This is a genomic window from Hydrogenophaga palleronii NBRC 102513 (genome assembly GCF_001571225.1).
GTDB classification, from domain to species: domain Bacteria; phylum Pseudomonadota; class Gammaproteobacteria; order Burkholderiales; family Burkholderiaceae_C; genus Hydrogenophaga; species Hydrogenophaga palleronii.
The window spans coordinates 72313-93140 of sequence record NZ_BCTJ01000002.1 but is presented as its reverse complement, the minus strand read 5'-3'; the positions used below and the strand labels follow the sequence as shown (position 1 = coordinate 93140).

Below are 20828 nucleotides of genomic sequence, written 5' to 3'. Positions count from 1 at the left end.
ATGAGGACAAAGGGCAAAGGCGCAAAGGCGCAAAAGCGCGAAGGGAGCCCGGCGGATTTCAACTGGCATGGCGCGCGTCGCTGTGGCCTTTGGCGAGGCCGATCAAGGCGTCCAGTTTCTCGCGGTTGTCCAGTAGCTCCTGCGCGCGGCCGTCGAAGCGCACCGAACCCTGGTCCAGCACCACCGCCTGATCGCTGACACGCAGAATCGCCTGTGGGTGCTGCTCCACGACGATGGCAGACACCCCCTCCTCCCGCGTGATGCGCCGGATGGCTCTCAGCAGCTCTTCCACGATGATGGGCGCAAGCCCTTCAAGCGGTTCGTCGAGCAGGAGCACGCGCGGGTTGAGCACCAGCGCACGGCCCACCGCCAGCATCTGCTGCTCTCCACCCGACAGCTGCGTGCCCAGGTTCGTCTTGCGTTCCGCAAGGCGCGGGAACATCTCGTACACGCGCGCCGGTGTCCACCGTCCCGGGCGGGCCACCGCAGTCAGGTTCTCGTGCACCGTCAACGACTTGAAGATGTTGCGCTCCTGGGGCACCCAGCCAATGCCTGCCGCCGCACGCTGATGCGACGACAGACCGTGCAGCGCCTTGCCCGACAGGCTGATGCGTCCACCATGCTGGCGCGTCGCGCCCGCAAGGGTGTCGATCAGGGTGGACTTGCCCACGCCGTTGCGCCCCAGCAGGGCCAGCGTTTCGCCCTCCTTCAATGCGAAGGACACGGCATGCAGCACCACCGCCTCGCCGTATCCGGCCGACACCTGGTCCAGTTGCAGCAAGACACTCATGCGTGCTCCTCTTGGTCTTCGTCCTGGTCTTCTTCCTGGGCGTGGCCCAGGTACACCTCGGCCACGCGAGGATCGTGCGCAATCTGATCGGGCGTTCCCTCCGTGAGGACACAACCATTGACGAGCACCGTCATGCTGCGGGCGAAGCTGAACACGAGGTCCATGTCGTGCTCGATCAGGAGCACGGACACATCCTCGGGCAACGAGGCCACCGTGCGCAGAATCTCGTCGCGCTCGCCGGCGGGCACACCGGCCACCGGTTCGTCCAGCAGCAGCACGCGCGGCTCGCAGGCCAGGCCGATGGCGATCTCCAGCAGCCGGCGTTTGCCATAAGGCAACTTCTCCGTGACCACGTGCGCCACCTCTTCGAGATGGAACTGCTGCAGCAGGCGCTCGGCCTTCCGGACCACGAATCGGTCCCGGCCCAGCGGCGCCCAGAAGCTCGCGCCCTGCCCGCTGTGCTGCGCGACCACCAGGGCGAGTGTCTCCAGGGGCGTCATCGACGGAAACAGCTGGTTGATCTGAAAAGTGCGCACCAGTCCGCGCCGCACACGCTCATGCGGGGGCAGCCGGGTGATGTCGCGGCCTTCCAGAACGATCCGGCCCTCGGTCGGATCCAGCACCCCGGTCAAGAGGTTGACGAGCGTGGTCTTGCCCGCGCCATTGGGGCCAATGAGCGCATGGCGGGCACCCCGTTCAAGCTGCAGGTTGACGTTGCCCGTGGCGGTGATGCCACCAAACCGCTTGACCAGGCCCTCTGCGGCCAACACCACGTCCGTCATGCGCCACCTCCCGCCGAACCGGCTGGCCGCGCCACGATGGCCTGCCAGGGGCGCACCAGGCGCTCACGACCGACGACGACCAGCACCACCAGGAACAGGCCCAGCCAGAACGTCCAGTACTGGGGCGTGATGCCCGAGACCACCACATGCAGGCTCTTGAACACGATGGCGCCGAGCACGCCGCCGTACAGCCATCCCACACCACCGATGACCAGCATCAGCAGCACGTCGGCGGACCGATGGAACTCGAACACATCCAGCGAAGCGAACGCGGTGGTTTGCGCCAGCAGCGCCCCCGCCGTGCCGGCCAGCGCCGCGCCCAAGGTGTAGATGGCCGTGAGCCGCGCGTTGACGGGGATGCCGATGGCCGTGGCACGCAGGCGGTTGTCGCGAATGGCCTTCATGGACTGGCCGAATGGCGACGCCATGACGCGGCGCACGAGCAGGAAGCCGATGAACAGGACCACCAGGGCGTAGTAGGCGGCGGTGCGGCCAGCGAGGTCGAACTCGAAACGCCCAAGCACCGGCGCCATCACCACACCCTGCAGGCCATCGGCGCCGCCCGTGAGCCAGTCCAGCTTGTTCGCCATTTCAAGCAGGATCAGCGATGTGCCCAGCGTCACCATGACGCGGGTGAGATCGGTTCCGCGGTGGATCGTGAAGCTGGCGACAAAGCCCAGCAGCAGCGCCGGCAAGGTGCCCATCAACAACCCCAGGGCCGGGTCCGGGTGCACATGCTTGGCAAACAGCGCCGCGGCGTAGGCACCCAGGCCAAAGAAGGCCGCATGGCCCAGCGACACGATGCCCGCGTAGCCCAGCACCAGGTCGAGCGAGACGGCGAACAGCGCAACGATCGCGATCTCGCTGATGGCGGGGGCGTGCTGCGGCATCAGCAGCGGAGAGGCAAACGCCAGCCCCCACAACACGAACTCCCACCCCCGCCACCGGGAAGAACGGAGCAGCGCCTTCTGCGCCATGGAAACCCCGCTCATGCCGACCTCCCCTGCCGCACGAAGAGGCCGTTGGGGCGCCAGAGCAGGAGGGCGATCATCAGCGCATACACGATGAAGGCGCCCATCTTGGGGATGTAGTACTTGCCCGCCACGTCGGCCACGCCGAGCAGCAGAGCGGCCAGCAACGGCCCGGTGATGGACGACGTGCCGCCCACGGCCACCACGATCAGGAAATAGACCATGAACTTCAGCGGAAAGGTCGGGTCGAGCCCCAGCACTTCCGCACCGAGTGCGCCGCCCAGGCCCGCCAGACCCGAGCCGACCGCGAAGGTGGAGAGAAACACCACGTTCACATTGATGCCCAGGCCGGCGGCGACACGCTGATCGTCCACCGCGGCACGCAAGCGGCTGCCAAAGCGCGTGGACGTCAGCATCCACTGCAGCGCCAGCGTCACCGCCGCGCACACCACGATGATGAACAGGCGGTAGTGGCCCATGGCCAGGGTGGCGCCGTCGGTGCCGATCTCGATGCGGCCCAGCAGCCAGTCCGGCAACTGCACGTTCTGCGGCGAGGAGCCGAAGTAGTAGTCAAAGCCGGCCACGGCCATGAACACCAGGCCGATCGAGAACAACACCTGGTCCAGGTGGGTTCTGCGGTAAAGGCGCCGGTACAGCGTGCCTTCCAGCACCGCACCCAGCGCGGCGGCGACCAGGAAGGCGATGGGCAGGCACAGCAGGAAGGGCATGTCGGCACGCTGCAGCAGCAGGACCGTGGTGTAGCCGCCCACCATGGCAAAGGCGCCGTGCGCAAGGTTGATGAAGTTCATCAAGCCCATGGTCACGGACAGGCCCACGGCCAGGACGAACAGCAGCATGCCGTAGGCAAGGCCGTCAAACAGAATGGTCAACATGTGCGCCTACACCATGGCCAGTTCTGGCGTTGTGTCGTCGATCATCAGCTGCGGGCGGTAGACGAAGTTCGGGTCTTCGCTCTCCTTCTTTACCAGTGCCTCCAGCATCCGGCGCGCGCGGATCGGGGCTTCATCCACCTTCAGCGCAACACGCGGCACCGGTCCGCCGAACTTCTCCATCTGGGACTGCTGAATCTTGAGGACCACCGCGTCTTCGTCGAAGGTCTGCTCGATGGCCTTGCAAACCGCCTGCGTCAAGGCTTCGTCACCCAGGCGCTTGTTGCGTGCGACAGACCAGAAGTAGTGGGTGGTCTTTTCGGTTTCGGGGGTGAGCAGGTGCAGCACATGGCTGCGATAGGCGCCGTCCGGAGAACTGCCCACCGGATACACACCAAAGTCGGTCATGCAGATCGATGGCGCGAGGCCCACGGCGGTCTGCCAGCGGTTGATCTTGCCCTGGTGTTCCAGCAGCATCGCGAAGAACGGTGGCGCATCGATGTTCGGCATCTCGCGGTGCGCATGCAGCAGGCCCTCGCCCTTCACCGTGACCTTGACCGGGTAGTTCGGAATCACCTCCTCGTCGTCCTGGCCGATGGTGCGCAAGTGCACCCAGCTTTCGTGGCCGAGGTCCATCAGGTTGTCCACTGACAACTGGAAACTGGCCTCGACGTGGTGGTAGCCCCTCGATGGCGTCCATGCCGGATGGTCGTTCCAGCGGATGTCGGGCACAAGCTCGGGGGCGGCCAGCTCGGGCTTGCCCATCCAGATCCAGAGCAGGCCATGGCGTTGCACCAGGGGATAGTTGCGCACGCAGGCCTGTGTCGGGATATGCGTCTGTCCGGGCGCCAGGGTACAGATGCCGGTCACACCAAACCGCATGCCGTGGTACGCACACTCCAGCTCGTCCCCGACGCGCTTGCCGGCGGACAGCGGCATCAAGCGGTGCGGGCACATGTCCTCCAGCGCGGTGATTCGGCCATCCGAGTGCCTCATCATGACGACCGGCACACCCAGAAAAGTGCGCGCCACCACCTTGGCATCGTCCAGCTCGTTCTGGAAACCTGCGACGTACCAAGCGTTCTTCAACCAGCTCATTCTGTTCTCCTTGCTCAGTTGCCGCGGCCCGGGTCGCGCACAGCCTTCATGACATCGAACTCCACGTTGTAGAGCTCACCATCCTTGCGCTCCACGCGGCGGATGTAGACGTTCTGGACGATGTCGCGCGTCTGTGCGTCGATCTCCACGGGGCCACGCGGGCTGTCGAAGGACTGCCCCTTCATCGCATTCAGCAGCGCTTCTCCGCCTTTTCCTTGCGTGGCCTTCAGTGCGTGCACAAGAACCCGCATGCCGTCGTAACCCGCCACGGCCATGTAGTTGGGCCGCTTGCCACCATTGGCCTTCTTGAAGGCTTCGACGAACGCCTGGTTTTCTGGCGATGGATGCGCAGCGGAGTAGTGATGGGAGGTGACCACACCCATTGCCACGTCACCCATGTCGTTGAGGATGTCGTCCTCGGTCACGTCGCCCGTGCCAATCAGCCGGATACCGGCCTTGTCCAGCCCGCGCGCAGCGAACTGCTTCATGAACTGGGTGCCCACCCCCGCCGGCAGGAAGACGAAAACGGCGTCGGGCTTCTCATCCCGGACCTTCTGCAGGAAAGGCGAGAAGTCAGGGTTGCGCACCGGCACCCGGATCGCCTCTTTCACCACGCCGCCGCGCGCCTCGAAGCGCTTCTTGAAGGACACCTCGGCATCGATGCCCGGGCCGTAGTCGCTGACCAGCGTCACCACGTTCTTGATGCCGTTTTTGGGCGCCCACTCGGCCACGCCGACCGAGTTCTGGGGCAAGGTGAAGCTCACCCGAACGAAATACGGCGACGCGTCGATGACGCTGGAAGTGCCAGCCGACATGACGATGGCCGGCGTCTTGCCCTGGGTGGCAATCGGTGCGACGGCCAGCGCCAGCGGCGTGAGCACGAAACCGCCAAGCACATCCACCTTGTCATTGACGACCATCTCCTGCGCCATGCGCTTGGCCTGGTCGGGAACGCCACCGTCATCCTTGATCACGAACTCGATCTTTCGCCCGGCCGCAACGTCGCCATGCTGGGCGAGATAGAGCCGCGCACCCGATTCGATCTGCTTGCCCGTCGAAGCGAACGGTCCCGTCAACGAGAGCACCAGACCCACCTTGACCGGTGCGGTCTGGGCCTGAGCAGGCAACAGCGTGCTGGAGACCACCAACCCGGCCGCGATGGCCAGGTGGTGCAAACGGAGTCGAATGTTCATGGGGTTCTCCTGTGTGTCGGAAGAAATAAGAAGAGTACTTAACTTCAGTGTGCTGAACTTCAGTATAAGTCTTTTCAGGACCCATAAAATGAGGACTAACCCCAGGGACCGCCATGAAACGCAATTCGCACCTTGAAGTCGACCTCAACGATCTGCCCGGCCATTACGCGCGGCGCATCCACCAGATCGCGGTCGCCCTCTTCACGCAGGAAATGGGAGACATCAACGTCACCCCGGTGCAGTACTCCTCGCTGCAAGCCATCTGCAAGTCACCCGGCATTGACCAGGGCACGCTGGCGCGCACCATCGGGTTCGACACCTCGACCATCGGGAGCGTGATCGACCGTCTCGAGTCAAGGGGTCTGGTGAGGCGCGAGGTGTCGCCAACCGACAAACGCGTTCGTCAGGTCACGGCCACGGCCGAAGGGGAGCAACTGCTGGCCAAGGTGGTACCACCCATGTTGCGTTCGCAAGCGCTGTTCCTTGAACCGTTGCCACCCAAGGATCGCAAGGAACTCATGCGGCTCATGCACAAGCTCATCGAGGCGCACGCCGCCTAGGGCATCGGCTGCGAGCTCGAATCGTCAGCTTGGCATTGGCCCTGTCGCCGATTCGGCATTGCTCGGAATCAGCGGCCTCCGACGCCTCCGGGATCGCTCTTGAAGCACAGCTGCTTTCAATCGCTTCAAACTGCTTGGGCCGGCGAGGCGCGTTTCACAGCACCAGACGCCAGCACCCGGAGTTCAAGGCGCCCGGTACTTCGTCACCTTTTTGAGCAGGCGAAAGAGCGATGCCCGTTCGCAGTCAGAAAGGTGCTCAAGGAGTTCGCGTTCCATATGGTCGGCGACCCGACCGGCTTCTTCGACAAGTGCGACGCCCTTACTGGTGAGCGCAATAAAGCGTTTGCGCCTGTCGTCTTCACTGGGCGTGCGCGTGATCAAGCGACGCTCATCCAGCTTGTCGAGCACCAGCGTAAGGCGGGGAGGCACGACATCCAGAGATGCGAAAGCAGGGACGCCGCATCACGGCGGGAAGCGTCGGTGGCTTTGACGGTAGGGGCGGTTTTGGTCACGGGTGGGAGTGCCGCATGCGATACGGCAAAGTGAAGTAGCAAGCTTGCCGCCACAGCCCGAGCGCGGCCTGCCTTTTTGCGCGTTCAGTATGAACATGCGCGACCAGGAGGCATTGCACAAGGCGCGTTCGCCGAAATCACCGCCCAGATTCTCTCCGTGCTCGGAGTGGAGCCCTCTCGAAAAACAGAACCATGTGGCAGCAGATATCGCCCGCGGCCGGCGTCTCTTCGTCTTGGTCGAGGCCGCGCTCGTCGCTTGGCCAGCCATGAGCGGTTGAGCTCGAAGAACGCAGGGCGCGTAAAGGGGTTGGTGATGGCCAGTGCACTGGCACCCAATTTTTTCAAAACCACAGGCGCACCGACCGGGCGGGCGCCGAAGGCCAGAGGAGCGGTTTCATACCACTGGTTTCACATGGGACGCGGCTCGGGGCATTGCGCGCGCAAGTGTCCAATCGCGAGATCTCCAGACGCACGGGCCTGGTTCGCAACACCGCAAGAAAGCACCTGCGGGCGGGTGATGAAGAGCCGCGCCATGCCAGGTGCGCGCGCTCTTGCATGTTCGATGCCTATGCCGACCGGCGCTCCACCTCGCTGCCAATCAAGGCCACAAAGTCACTGCAGACAGCGGCTCAGCTTGAGGTGGCGCAGGCAGCCCAGCCGCTGCCCCGCCAGTTGATTCGCTGCAGCGCTCAGCGCTTCACCACGGTGCCGCGAATCTCGACTTCCACGCGGCGGTTGTCTTTCAGGCAGTCGATCAGCTCGCGGCGGGACAGATTGTCGGCGCACTGGCGCACGGGCTCACTCGCGCCGCGTCCTTCCACTGCGAACAGCGAAGCATCCAGCCCACGCTGGACCAGATGGTCGCGCACGGTGGTGGCGCGCTTCAACGACAGGCGCTGGTTGTAGCCGGCATCGCCCAGACGGTCGGTGTGGCCCACGAGAACGATGCGCTCGATGTTCTGCAAATTCTTGACGCGTGCTGCGATCTGGTCGAGCCGCGCGCGGCCGTTGGCACCCACGTCCTGGAGGTCGGATCGGTCGAAGGCAAACACCGCGTCGGTGGCGATCACCAGGCGCTCCACCACCCGTTCGGTCACCACCGGCGCCGGCACGGCCGCCACCGGGGCCGCGGCGGGTGCGGCGCAGTTGGCCTGATCGGCTTCCATGCGCGCGGCCATGGTTTCCGCCATGCCGATGTAGGGATTGGCGTGGCGCCAGCCGCCTTCTGCGTACTCGTGGCCCATGGCCACCAGTTGCACCTCAAGGCATGCGGCCTGCGCCGCGACACAGGACGCGCCCGCACCCGTGCGGCCGCGCTCGGCACGCGCCCACAGGTCGTCGCGCAGCTTCACGGCGCCGCCGATCAAGGGGGTGCTCACCGCCGGTGTCTCGCCCTTCTCCAGCGCCTCCACCAGCTTGACCGATTCGGCCAGGGCCTCGCCGATCACCGGGCCGCGGTCGTTCTCATGGTAGTTCTGCCGTGCCATGTCGAGCCAGCACTGCGCCTTGGCCCATGGGTAGCTGGTCACGGCCACGCGGCCGTCTTTTTGCAGTGCGGCCAGGCGGTTCTGCACGGATTGCATGGCCCGGTGGTCGCTGCGCTGTGCCTCGTCGGTGGAGCGTGCGGCTTCTGCAAAAGGCGGCACGGCGCCGGGTGCGCGGTCGGTGGCGCGCGGGTCGGTGACGGCGCAGCCCGTCACGACGGCGGCTGCCAGGAGGGACAAGAGGAAACGTGGTGCGTTCATGGGATGGTCTCGCAACAGATCAAGGACGGGCGACGGAAGCCATCGGGCTCAGCGCGCGGTTGGTTTGGGGATCGGAGCCCCGGAACAAGGTCTCGTCGAACTTGAAACGCAGCCGCAGGTACACGCCCTTGCGGGTGTACGACGCGCCGGTCAGTTCGTCGTCGCGGAAGCCGCGCACGTTGTAGCCGACCGAGACCCACAGGTTGGACTTGATGAGGTAGCCGGCTTCGACACCGACCGAGTCCTGGCGCGCATTGCCTTGCGGGCTCCACATCATGTGGTACTGCATGCCCACGTCCCAGCGCTCGGACAGGTCCCAGGTGATCCGGCCGCCAGCCAGGTAGGCGGTGTAGTTCGACTTCACGCCACCCGGGAACTGCTCGTTCACCCGCTTGCCCGCGAGCCGCCCGGTGAGCCACCAGGGGCGGCTGGGGTGGTAGTCGGCGTGCAGCGATACGGCGTGCGAGGTGCGGCGGTAGTCAACGCCGGGGTTCTCGTCCTTCTCGGCACGCAGCTCGTACAGGCCGAGTGCGTTGACGCGGTTCAGGTCGGTCTGGCGGTAGGCCGCGCCGATCTGGAAGCGGTCTTGCCACTGGTCATAGGCGTCGGCGCGGCGCGCCTGCTGCAGCGAGAGGGTGTTGCGCGCGAGGAAGGACCAGTCGCGGTCGATCTTCACCGTGGTGCCCAGCGTGGAGAGCCAGGCGTCGTGGCGGTTGTCGCGCCGCCACTCCAGCCGGCCGGTGGCGCGCCAGTTGGGGTCGTAGCTCAGCTCGACACCGCCGGTGATGGCCGTGGCCGACGTTGCCTCGCCGGCCAGCGCCTTCTGGTGCTCGATGCTCGCGCTGTAGCGCACGCCCTCGGCCACACGGAAGGTCTGGCGCAGACCGATGGCGTTGACCGCGTCTTCACCCGAGATGGCGTCGCGCAGGCGGTACTCGTTGAAGATCTCGCCGTCGCGGATGGTCTCGCTGGAGAGGCCGGCGACGAGTGCGGTTTCGCGCCCGTCCACCGCCAGGCCGTTGACGCCACCCAGACCGTCGGACACCTCGGCGCGGCCATAGGCGCGGAACTGCTCGTTCAGTCGGTAGTCCGCCCCGAGGGTGATGCGGTGGCCGCCCGAGTTGGACACGTCCTGCTCGTATTCGCCGAGCACGGTGAGCCGGTCGGTGAGCTGGCCTTGCGCGTTGATCGACAGCGCGTCGTAGCTGCGCGTCTGGCCGGGTGTGGCGGCGAACAGCGGGGCGTTGACCTGGAAGGGCGTGAAGCCGGCGTTGCCACCGATGTTCACGCCGGAGGCGGACGATGCATTGGGCACGCCACCGTCATCGCTCACGTGGCGCAGGCCCACGCCCACCACCCACTTCGGCGTGAGCTGGTACTGCGCACCCACATAGGCGGTCTCGCGCACCGCTTCGATGTTCTTGTCTTCGGAACGCATGGCGTCCACGCGCAGCGACCAGTCCTCCGTCATCTTCCATGTCGCCACGGCGCCGGCTTCCGCACGGCCGCCGTTGTAGGAAGAAGAGATGTTGTGGAACTCGCGGTCGGTCTCGCCGGCCCACAGGCGGGCATCCAGCGTCTCGCCCTGGTGGCGCAGTTCAACCCGCGCGCCATCGCCCTTGCCGCTGTCGCCCAGGGCCTGCCGGTCGGAGCGTGCCACTTCCACCAGTGCCCAGCTTTGCGCACCCAGGCGCAGTGTGGCGTTCAGGCCGCTCAAGGTGTAGGGGTTCGCCGGATCTTGCGATTCGACGTAGCTGCCGCCGATTTCCAGCGCCGGCGTGATGCGCCAGCTGCCATCCACGCCACCCAGCCAGTACTTGGGACCGCCCTGCTCCACTTCGTAGGTGACGCGCACCGACATCGGGTTGAGGTTGGCATCCACCGACGGGATCGGCGCACGGAACACGATGTTGCCCGCGAAGGGCTCGAACTCGTAGTCCACGAACCGTGTCATGGGATCGGTGCGCAGGATGATGGACGGTTGGTTGCGGTCGCGCGTGAGGATCTCGACCTTCTCCGAACCCGAGATGCCCTCGCTGCTGGAGAGCCGGTACGGGCCGGACACGCCACGGGCGGGCTGTTCGTCCACCACCTGGGCAACGTTGTCGCGCACCACCCAGGCGTTGGCCTCGAAGGTCTCGCCCTCGTGGTGCAACTGCAGGCCCGAGACCGAGCGGTTCATGCGGCTCAGCTCGCGCGCAGGGCCGCCGGTGCCGGTGTTGAAGTCGCCGAAGAGCACGAAGGACTGTCCCTTGTCCACGCGCACGTAGAGGCGCTGGCGCGACTGGGCGTCGAAGCCGCGCAACGACGAGCGCCGTAGATCGGGTAGTACTGGTCGGGCTGGATGTCGCGGAACAGGCGGCCGCGCGATTCCTTCTCGGAGTCGTAGGCCAGCGTGAGCAGCGTCTCGCCCTTGACCACGCCCTTCAGGAAGAACGCGGTGCGTGCGCCGATGGAACCCTTGCCGTTGTCGAAGCTGTTCGTGTGGCGCTTCAGCTCCAGCTCGAAGCCATCGTCTTCGCGCGCCGGGCTGATCTGGGAGGCCTCCAGGCGGTTGAGGTTGATGGTGCCTTCGACCACACCGACTGCGATCATCGGGCGGCGCTCGGCGACCATGCCGACGTTGCCACGCACCACCACGTTGCCCGACTGCACCTGCAGTTCGGCATCGCCCGGTTCGTAAGAAGCGACCAGCTCGACCACAGCTTCACCACCCCGCACGGAGGCGCGCAGCGACTGGCGCGGTGGCTCATCGATGGCCGCGCCCGGCAGGCGCACGCGCCCCCGATTGGTGCTCACCGTGACGTCGGTTGGCGTGGTCACGGCGTTGCCGTCGCGGTCGAAGAGGCGCAGCTTGAGCAGCACCACCGAGCGGCCGTCGGCGTGCACCTGGTCCTGGGCCACTTCAAGCACCAGCTGCCCGCTGTCGGCCAGGCTGGCGGCGCGCCAACTGGCGGCCAGCGGCAGTGCGGTGGTGGGCTCGGGCAAGGCCGTTGCACCCGGTCCGCGCGCCGGATCGCTGCCCATCTCCATGGGCTTGAAGCGCGGGTCGATGGTGCCGCTCTGCGCGAGCGCCATGCTCAGCGGCAGAAGCAGCAGAACGGAGGTGATTGCAGGTCGCATGGGATGACGGACGTGTTTCATTTCGCACCTCCCACGCGAGCCGGTGGGCCCGAACGGAATACGCGCGGTGGCGAAGTTTTGGGATCGATAACCGGGGCGACGATCTGACCCAGGCGACGGCGGTTCTCCACCTGCTCCAGCACGGCGGGTGCGCAGCTGCCTTCGATGAAGTCGGCGCGGTGCAGCTCGCCCAGCTTGAGATCGAGGAACAGGCTTCCGGCATCGAGCGCATTGCGGTTGCTGCTGGTCACGAGTTGGCTGCCGTCAGGTAGCGTGGTCGGGTCCACGCGCAGCACCGAGGTGCGCGCGGGCAGGCCGCAGATGCTGTACTTGCCTTCGCTGTCGGACACCAGATGGGTGCCGTCCTGCAAATACATGCGCACCCCGGGGATGCCGACTTCTTCAGCGTCCTGGATGCGGTTGCCGTTGCAGTCCACGAACACCTTGCCCATGACGCAGGCTTCCTGGAAGAACACGCCGCTGGTGATGCGGATGCGGGCTTCGGCGCGGTTGGACGACACCGTGACACCGCCCACGGTGCCTTGCGCCAGCGCGCGGTTGATGCCGTCGCCCTGCTGTGCACCCACACCGACACGCACGCGGTAGGTCACCGTCACCGGTGTGTTCGCGGCGAAGCTGCCGATGGCGAAGTTCAGCACCGGGCCGGGCGAACCCGCGGGGTCGGCCACGAGCACGCCGTCCTGCATCACCGTGCCGGGAATCAGGCGCAAGCCAGCGGGCAGATTGTCGGTGATCGTCACGTTGGTGGCCGGGCCGTTGGGGCTGAGCACACGCAGCGTGTACTGCACCGAGTCACCGATTTCGACCACCGTGCGCATGGCCTGCTTCTGCAGGAACAGGGCACCACCGGCAAACGGTTCCAGCGGGATGTGGTTGTGCAACACATCGGGCATGCCCGGCGCCAGGTTCAGGCGCAGGTAATAGGTCGTGGGCTGCGAGCCGCGCGGTGCGTCGGCCTGGGCCTGCACCAGGTAAGGCGTGGAGCCCGATGGCGTGAGCACGCCCGCTGCCGGCGGAATGGAAGCGCTCGGCGCGGGTGCGTAACCCGGTGCCGTCGCTTCCAGGCGGTACTCACCCGAGGGCGCACCCGGCACCAGCAGGAACTGGTAGAAGCCTTGCGGGCCGGTCACCATCTGGGCGCAACCGCCCACCAGGGTGTAGCTCGCGCCACCCACCAGCATGGTCGCCGGGTTGAAGCCGGCCGGGCCGCAGAAGCGCACCGAAGAACCGTCCACCGGGTTGCGGGTGTTGGCGTCGTAGATGACGCCCGTGGGGTCGAGCGGCAAATCCTGCTGCACCATGTTCGCGCCCGCGGCAAGCGTGACGGCCAGGTGGTCGCGCGAGCTGGCCAGGCGCGAGTTGGTGTCGCCACTGGAGTTCTGCGGCGTGCCGTAGGTGAGGTTGTTCGCCGGGTCGCGGAAGGACACCTTGTAGTCGCCGGGCACCAGGCCGATCACACCGTAGGCGCCATCGCTGCCGGTGCGGAACAGGCTGCGGCCGTCGGGCATGGTGACGCAGCCGTTGGTGCTGTTGGGCGGCGCGGCGTGGCAGGCCACGGTGGTGCCGGCGCTGTTGACCACTTCCACGCCCCAGTCGGGGATCGGCTCGTCGTTGGCGTCACGCTGGCGGTCACCATTCTTGTCGCGCCAGACGAAGCCCGAGAGCGCAGCCGGCAGCTCCGAGAGCGGCACGCCGGTGGCGTCGAGGCCCGCGGTCTGGTAAGAGGTTTGCGGCACGCTGCCCGGCGGGATCACGCCCGTGGGCGGCTGGCGCGGACCGCCGGTGGGCGTGGTGTCGTCCACCGCGTCGGTGCGGATGCCCAGCGGGCCGGCCGTGGCCTGGTTGAAGCGCGTGGTGGTGGCGCCGGCCGTGACAAGCACGGGCACGTCAACCGCCACCCAGGCGCCGGCCGGCAGGAAGGCCGAGCCCAGCAGGTCACCGCCAGCGGCGCCGGTGAAGCCGGCATTGGGCGTGAACACACCGCCGTTGCCACCGCGGTGGGTGATGGCGGGCGCGCCGGTGCGCGTCATGTAGTCCGGCAGGGTGTCGCGCACGTCCATCGTCACGGGGTGCGGCGTGTCGTTCTGGTAAATGATCTGCCAGTTCACTTGCGCGCCGGGCGAGATGCCCACGGCGGCAGGTGGCGAGACGATGAACGCCGACTTGTAGCCGAACACGCCGTGGCCCAGGGTTTCACCAAAGTTCGCCTGCAGCGCCGCGCCGGGGGTGGCGTTGAAGCTGAAAGCCATGGTTTCCACCGCGCCACCCAGTTCGCCCACGGCACCGGCGGTGCCACCGGTCACGGGGCCGGGCGTGTTGGCCACGCTGGTGTAGCCCAGCGGTTGCGTCTGGCGCACGGTGTAGTTGCCCGGCGGCAGGCCGGTGAAGCTGTACAGGCCGCTTGCATCGGTGGTGGTGTAGCGCGTGATGGCGTTGCCGAACGCGTCGGTGCCCACCAGACCGATGGTGTTGCCGGGCAGGCCCACGTCGGTGCCGTTGAACTGGCCGTCGAAGTCGCGGTCTTCGTACACGCGCCCGCCGATGCGGATGTCGGACACCAGCGGGAAGTTGTGGTTCGCCGTGCTCTGGTCCGCAGTCAGCGTGATGTTGGAAATGCTGGCGGGTGCCACGCCGGGTGCACTGGCCGTGCCGTTGGGCGTGCCGGCCAGCGTGCCCGCGCTGGTGATGCCGTGCGTGGTGCCGGACGGCAGCGCTGGCATGACCACACGGTAGTTGCCCGCAGGCAGGCCGCTGAAGCTGTACGCGCCGTTGGCGTCGGTGCTGGTGCTGACGATCAGGGCGTTGGTGGCCTGGTCGTACAGCTCGATGCGCTGGTTCGGCACGGGCAGGTCATCGCCCGTGAACGGGCCACCGGTGTTGTCGGGGTCGAAATACACGACGCCGGTGATCTGGCTGCCGGGCAGCGTCTTGGTGAAGTGGTTGTTCACCGATTCGGTCTGCGGGCCAGCCAGGTTGATGCCGGTGATCGCAGGCACGGCCTGGGTGCCGCCCGCGCTGCCGCCAGTGCTGCCGGGCCACGCCAGTGGCGCCAGGCTGTTGTTGAAGCCGGCCGGTGGCGCGCAGGTGGTGCAGGTCACCGTGTAGCTAGTGCCCGGAGGCACGTTGCCGAAACGGTATTCGCCATTGGCATCGGTCGTGGTGGTGAGCGTGACCGGGTTGCCGTTGAGGTCGTTGCCGGTCAGCGTCAGCGTTTGCGGCAGGTTGTTGGCGCCGGGCGCACCGTTGCCCACACCGGCATCGCTGCCGTTGAACTCACCATCGCCGTTGCGGTCGACGAAGATGCGGCCGCTCACGCTGCGGTCGCTGGTGAGCTCACCGAAGTTGTTGGCGGTCGAGTGCGCATTGGATGGCAGCACGATGCCTTCCACACGGCTGGTGCCGGCGGGATAGGTGTAGGTGCCATGCGAGAAAGCGGGCGCGTTGTTCGAGCCTGTGCCCGGCGTACCGGTGGCGCTGCCCGAGCCCAGCTGAGTCACGGTGCCGGCGCTAGTGATGCCGTTGACGGTGCCCGCCGGTTGCGTGCCCTGCGTGATCACATAACCCGGGCAGGTCGGCGCGTTCAGCGGGCTGCAGCTGGGGCGCAGGCCGCTGAAGGCGTAGTCGCCACTGGCGTTGGTCGTGGTGGTGAGATGGACCGCCTGGCCCAGATCGTCCAGGCCGCTCAGCATGATCGGCACACCGGCGATGCCGGGCTCGGTGCCGTTGGGCACGCCGTTGTTGTTGTCGTCGCGGTACACCTTGCCGGTGATCTGCGAGGGGATCAGTTCACCGAAGTTGTTGCCGATCGAACTCGCCACGTTGGCACCCACCAGGTCAAGGCGGATTTCGCTGCGGCGCGAGATGTTGTCCGCGTTGCTGTGGTTGGGTGTCGCCACCTGGCCGGTGCCGCCCGTGATGCTGGCTTCGTCCCTGGTGTCTGGCAGCACCACCCGTCCCTGGAAGCTGCCGCTGCCGGGGTTGAGTGCCGGGGAGCCGGCGGGCGAGGTGTTCTGGCCGATGGCATCCGAACCGCCACGCAGGTAGCGCACGGTGTAGTTCGAACCTTCGGTGGTGGAGTCTCGCAAGCCGCTGAACACGTAATAACCGCCGGCGTCGGTGGTGGTCTTTTGCAGCACCACGCTGTCGAACGCGCGGATCAGGCTCACCTGCTGGCCCGCCAGCGGCGTTTCGCCGGCGTTGTAGACGCCGTTGTTGTTGGCGTCGAGGTAGATGCGACCCGAGATCGAGCCCAACGGGCTGACCACCAGCGAGGCCTCGGCGGGCGTGGGGCTGCTGCCCGCATCGGTGCGCAGCGCGCCGGCCAGGATCACGTTGGGATAGGTGCCGGTCGCGGCAGCGGTCACGTTCACCGAGATCGTGCAGCCTCCGGTCGGGATGCTGGCGCCGTTGGCATAACTCACCCGCGCTGCACCCGCTCCGGCGGTCACAGCCCCCGGGCAGGTCTTGGCGACGCCCGGCGTGGGCGCGACCACCACACCGGCGGGCAAGGTGTCATCCAGTGCCTGCAGCAGCGTCTGCGGCGTCGCGTTGTTGTTGCTCAGGGTGATCGTCAGGCGCGACACCTCGTTGGGCGCAATGGTCGGCGGCACGAAGGTCTTGGTCACCGTGGGCGGCTCCAGCACACGCACAGGTGCGGTGGCCGGATCGGTGTTGCTCACACCCTCGTTGCTGGTGATCGCACCCGTGGGAATGGTGTTGGTGTACAGGCCCGGGATGTTCGACACGGTGTCGAACGCGAAGGTGCACGAGCCCCCCGCCGGCACGGTGGCGCCCGCGATCTGCGCACTGGCCGCCGACGGCACGGCGCTCACGGAACCGCCCGTGCAGGTGGTCGCCGGGTTGGGCACCTGCGCCACGAACAGGCCGGTGGGCAGGTTGTCGCGCAGCGACACGCCCGTGAGGTCCATGGTGGCGTTGGGGTTGTTGATCGTGACCGTGAGGCGGTTCGGCGTGCCGGTGGCCACGGGCGAAGCGGCGAACGCCTTGCTCACGGTCGGCGACTGCAGCACGTGCAGCGTGGCACGCGGCCCCGGCTGCGGGTTCGTGACAGCGCCGTCGTTCGCCACCACGGTGCCGCCAGGAATGATGTTCACGTAAGCGCCGGCCACCGGCACGACGACGTGGACGCGCACCTCGCATGCGCTGGGCCCTGTGGGCAACTGCGCACCGCGGAACGAGACCTTGTCACTGCCGCCCACGGCGGTGACCACCGCGCCTGCGCAGGTGGTACTTGTGTTGGCCGGCGTGGCCACCACCATGCCCGAGGGCAGGTTGTCGGTGGTGGAGATGTTGGTGAGCACCTGCGCCAGCGAGTTGCGCACGCGGATCACCAGCAGCGCGGGCTGACCCGCCGCGACAGCGGGCGGCTCGAAGTGTTTTTCCACACCCAAGCCCGCGAGTGCCGCGAGGTTGGCCGTAAACGGCGAGGCGTTGGTCACGCCCTCGGTGTTGGTAACCGCACCAGCCGGCAAGGTGTTGTTGAGCGTGCCGACGGCCGAGGAGGTGACGTCGACCTCGACGGTACAGGTGGCGTTGCCCGCCAGGCTGCCGCCGCCGAGCGCCACACTGCCACTGCCCGGCGTGGCGGTCACGATGCCGCCAGGACAACTGGTGGCCGCGTTCGGCACCACGCCGACGACCATGCCGGTGGGCAGGTTGTCGGTGACCGCCATGTTGGTCAGCGCGGTAGCGCTGGTGTTGGCGATGCTGATGGTGAGGCGCGAGACACTGCCCGGACCGGCAATGGTGCTGGGCGAGAAGGCCTTGGTGAGGTTCACCGCACTGGTGACCTTGTTCAACTGGGCCGTGGTGGCCACCGTGGTGGCCACGCCGCCATCGGCCGTGACCGCACCGGGTGCCAGCCTGTTGACCGAAGGCGTACCGGTGGTGGTGATGACGTCGAACAGGAAATCACACGTGCTGGTGCCGCCGATGGTCACGCCGCTGATGGCCGCGGTGTCGCCGCCCGGCGGCACGTTGAACACCACGGGGCCGGCGCAAGTGGTGCTGGCGTTGGCAGGGGTGGCGATCGTCAGGCCGGTCCCGACGAGCGGGTCGGTTGCCCTCACGCCCGTGAGCTGCCCGGTGCCCGTGTTGCCCAGCGTGATGCGCACGCGGCTGGTGCCGCCGACCTGAACCGGGTTGGTCAGGAAGGTTTTGGCGACCGTCAACGCCGGCAGGTATTGCAGCGTGGCGGTGCTGGTGTTGAGGTTTCGGATGGTGCTGCCAGGCACGTTGGCCACGGTGCCGGTGGCACTGACAGTGGCGCCCGCGTTGCTGCCGTTGTAGGCCGGGATGCTGTTGCTGTGCGTCGCCACGTCCCCGCCGACGACGGTGACGCGCACGCTGCACTGGCCGGGCGCAAACGGGGCGGTGCCGGCGCGTGGCGGCAACGTACCGCCGCTGAGCGTGAAGCGGTCGCCGCCAGGGTTGGCTGTGACGGTACCGCCGCAGGTGGTGCTGGCGTTGGCCGGGTTGGCCACGCGCAGCGCCGCGGGCAAGGTATCGGTGAAGTTGAGGTCAGAGAGCGCCGAGAAGTTGTTGTTGGTCAGCTCGATCTGCACCACCGAAGGCGTGCCCTGGAAGCGCGTGCGATTGACCACACCGTCGAAGGTCTTGGTGACCACCAGCGGGTTGACCGCCGTGAGGCTCACCGAACCGGCCGTGCCCGTGACCGTGCCGTTGCCCGCGGTGAAGCTGTTGTTGGTGAGCACCGTGTTGGGGGCTGCCGTGGCGGGCACACGCGCGGTGAAGTTCACCACGCAGGTGGTGCCGCCTGCAGCAGCGCCCGGGAAGCCGAAGGTGAAGGTTGGCGCGGTGACCAAAGGCGCGGGCAGGGGTGCCGAGAAGGCGCAACCGCCGGTGATGGTGGGCGTGATGCCGCCGTTACTGGCATCGACGTACACCATGCCTGCCGGCAAGGTGTCGGTGAAGCTCACGTTGATTTGCGGCGTGATGCTGAACGAGGTGACTGCCACCGAGAAGGTGGCCACGTCGCCGGGCGCGACTGTCGTCGGGCTGAACGTCTTGGCCACTGTGAGCGCGTTGTTGCGCACGTCGACCGACGCCGAGCTCTGCGGCGAGACAAAACCCTGGGCGTTGTTGACCGCGTTGACCGGCAGCTGGTTGGTGTGCACACCGGTAACGGTGGACCTGACATTGAACTCGATGCGGCATTCACCACCGGCTACGACAGTCGCATTGGAGAGCACGAAGCCCTTGTCCACGCCACCGTGGGAGCCGGCCACCAGGACACCCGCGCCGCAGCCGCTGAGGTTGGCCGCCCCAATGGAACCTGCGTTTTCCAGCTCGGCCGGCCATGCGCCACCCACAAGGTCGCTCAGGCCGACGATGGTCAATGGGTCTGCGCTGTTGTTGCCGATGCGCACTGTCATCAGCGAGTTGGCACCCGCCGTGAGTGGCGTGACCGAGAAGCCCTTGCCCAGCGTGATCGGACTGTTGACCGTGATGTTGGTGTTGACCGCGGGCGACACCAGGCCGCGCGTGTTGCCCACCGCACCGGCAGGCAATGCATTGGTGCCGGCCTGCGAGGCAGAACCCGGAGGCAGAACGCCCATCACTGTGAACTGCATGTTGCAGCTGCCGCCCGCGGGAATGGCACCGCCGGTCAGCGTGACGCTGCTGGCCGCAAAGCCCAACGTGCCGCCGCAGGTGTTGCCGAGCACAGCGGTGGCCCGCAGGTTGGCCGGCAGGTTGTCGGTGAAGGTCGTCAACGGGATGTTGACGCCCGCGTTCGGGTTGTTGAAGGTGATGGTGGCGGTGCGCGAAAGGCCTTGCGTGAGCGGTTCGCTCCCCAGGTCTTTGGACACCCCCGGCAGCAGCAAGGTGTTGACCAGCAGGCTCTGCTCCGCCGCCGACACCGCGTCGGGCGTGAGGTCGGTCGGGTTGATGACGTTGTTCCAGGTGCCGCCGCCGGTGTAGGAGGTGATGTCGAAGGCGATCGTGCAGGAGCCATCCACGCCACCGGCGTAACCCGGAATGTTGAAACCCGAGATGGTGATGCTGTCGCCGCCCGGTGCGGGGCTGAAGGCCGCACTTGTGCAGGTGCTGCTGGGCGCCACATAGCCAGGATGGCCCGCCGGGTACAGCCGCAGTTGCGCAGGCAGGTTGTTGACCAGCTGCGCGCCGTTTTCCTGCGCCGAGTCGTTGCTGACGGTGATCGTCAGCCGCGTTCGATCGCCCACGTAGATGGTGCTGGTGCTCAACGACTGCGAGACAACCAAAGAGGCCTGGGCCGATGTGGCGGCGAGAACCGTGCCCACCAACGCCAGAGCCGGCAGACGCAAAGCGCGCAGCGCGGTCACCAACACGGCGCCGGCTCGCACGCCCACACACGCAGCTGCGCCACGCGAAATCAATCGAGTCATGGTTTCCTCTTCAGTTGGCAGGTTCCCCCGCCGTTGGCCTTGCACACCCATGGCCGGGAGCCGGCTGTGCTCGACAGCTCCGGACTCACGAGCCCCCACGTGAAGGCGCTTTTAGTTACAGGTCGCGACTATAGGGTCTGTTGCGACCTACCATCAAACTTTCACATGATTAAGTTCATTTTTGTTGTGAATTTAACAAAACAAGAAATCACACCAGGCAATTCTCAGAGCAAGTTATAAAAAATATGTTTGATTTATATCAACAATTTTTTAAATAGTAGACCAGAAGCCAAGCCAGCTTGATGTGAAGCACCAAAATGGGGCCTTTGATTACATCAATAATTGTTAATAATTTGTTAAAAAAAACACTCTGCCCGTCGCTCTTCAACCTCCGTGCGAATCGCTCAGTTTTGTTACATTTTCCAGAATGAATCGGCGACGAGCCACGACTCAAAAGGGCCCCAGCGGTAGCGATGCAGGCGATAGAGAAACCGCGGATCCAGTCCATCGCGGGGTGCATGGAGCGAAGTGACACCAACGCTCTGCCGGCTTGGAAGTGGGCTTGCTTGTGCGCACGATGTGCCTGAGCTTGTTGCGCCATCGACGCGTCGGAAAGCAAGGCAAAGGGCTGGCGACGTGCGCGCCGGGCGGCTCCTTCTCGATGCCCTCTACCCGCTCGACGCGAAGCGCTGCAACAACTCAGCTCTTCGCGCCGTTGGATGGCCGAGTCTGTGA

Annotated in this window: 12 protein-coding genes; 1 reads left to right on the top strand and 11 read right to left on the bottom strand. The window is 66.4% G+C overall.

The window, feature by feature from the left end:
• Positions 1-58 precede the first annotated feature (58 nt).
• From HPA01S_RS02835 to HPA01S_RS02810, 6 genes are read right to left on the bottom strand one after another with little or no spacing between them, the layout of a single operon-like run.
• A complete protein-coding gene (locus HPA01S_RS02835) occupies positions 59-790 on the bottom strand; it encodes an ABC transporter ATP-binding protein (protein ID WP_066266401.1) in 732 nt (243 codons plus the stop codon).
• Positions 787-1572 (bottom strand): ABC transporter ATP-binding protein, encoded by a 786-nt coding sequence (locus HPA01S_RS02830; RefSeq protein ID WP_066266399.1) that lies wholly within the window; start codon positions 1570-1572, stop codon positions 787-789. Before HPA01S_RS02830 ends, HPA01S_RS02835 begins: the two co-directional genes overlap by 4 nt.
• Positions 1569-2564: a branched-chain amino acid ABC transporter permease gene (locus tag HPA01S_RS02825; RefSeq protein ID WP_066266395.1), complete on the bottom strand. Its 996-nt coding sequence runs from the start codon at positions 2562-2564 to the stop codon at positions 1569-1571. The genes HPA01S_RS02830 and HPA01S_RS02825 overlap by 4 nt, the downstream gene beginning before the upstream one ends.
• On the bottom strand, positions 2561-3436 hold the full coding sequence (locus HPA01S_RS02820; protein ID WP_066266392.1) for a branched-chain amino acid ABC transporter permease: 876 nt from the start codon (positions 3434-3436) through the stop codon (positions 2561-2563). The genes HPA01S_RS02825 and HPA01S_RS02820 overlap by 4 nt, the downstream gene beginning before the upstream one ends.
• A 6-nt stretch (positions 3437-3442) precedes the next feature.
• Positions 3443-4531: a Rieske 2Fe-2S domain-containing protein gene (locus HPA01S_RS02815; RefSeq protein WP_066266389.1), complete on the bottom strand. Its 1089-nt coding sequence runs from the start codon at positions 4529-4531 to the stop codon at positions 3443-3445.
• 14 nt (positions 4532-4545) lie between these two features.
• A complete protein-coding gene (locus HPA01S_RS02810) occupies positions 4546-5724 on the bottom strand; it encodes an ABC transporter substrate-binding protein (RefSeq protein WP_066266386.1) in 1179 nt (392 codons plus the stop codon).
• 113 nt (positions 5725-5837) lie between these two features.
• Here HPA01S_RS02810 and HPA01S_RS02805 point away from each other — a divergent pair, with 113 nt between their 5' ends.
• Positions 5838-6284: a MarR family winged helix-turn-helix transcriptional regulator gene (locus HPA01S_RS02805; RefSeq protein WP_066266384.1), complete on the top strand. Its 447-nt coding sequence runs from the start codon at positions 5838-5840 to the stop codon at positions 6282-6284.
• A gap of 183 nt (positions 6285-6467) precedes the next feature.
• Here the strand turns inward: HPA01S_RS02805 and HPA01S_RS22955 are convergent, their stop codons facing one another.
• The 5 genes from HPA01S_RS22955 to HPA01S_RS02785 all read right to left on the bottom strand — a co-directional run bounded on the left by HPA01S_RS22955 (position 6468) and on the right by HPA01S_RS02785 (position 20093).
• On the bottom strand, positions 6468-6692 hold the full coding sequence (locus tag HPA01S_RS22955) for a MarR family winged helix-turn-helix transcriptional regulator (RefSeq protein ID WP_169801492.1): 225 nt from the start codon (positions 6690-6692) through the stop codon (positions 6468-6470).
• A gap of 793 nt (positions 6693-7485) precedes the next feature.
• Positions 7486-8541, bottom strand: coding sequence for an OmpA family protein (locus HPA01S_RS02795; RefSeq protein WP_066266380.1), 1056 nt, complete (start codon positions 8539-8541; stop codon positions 7486-7488).
• Between the two features lie 19 nt (positions 8542-8560).
• Positions 8561-10846, bottom strand: coding sequence for a porin family protein (locus HPA01S_RS02790; protein WP_066266377.1), 2286 nt, complete (start codon positions 10844-10846; stop codon positions 8561-8563).
• The gene (locus HPA01S_RS22950; protein ID WP_157084877.1) at positions 10729-11664 is read right to left on the bottom strand and encodes a hypothetical protein; all 936 of its coding nucleotides are present in this window, start codon (positions 11662-11664) and stop codon (positions 10729-10731) included. Before HPA01S_RS22950 ends, HPA01S_RS02790 begins: the two co-directional genes overlap by 118 nt.
• Before the next feature lie 17 nt (positions 11665-11681).
• Positions 11682-20093 carry a DUF7933 domain-containing protein gene (locus HPA01S_RS02785; RefSeq protein ID WP_169801491.1) on the bottom strand — a complete coding sequence of 2804 codons (8412 nt, stop codon included), beginning with the start codon at positions 20091-20093 and terminating at the stop codon, positions 11682-11684.
• Positions 20094-20828: the final 735 nt, after the last annotated feature.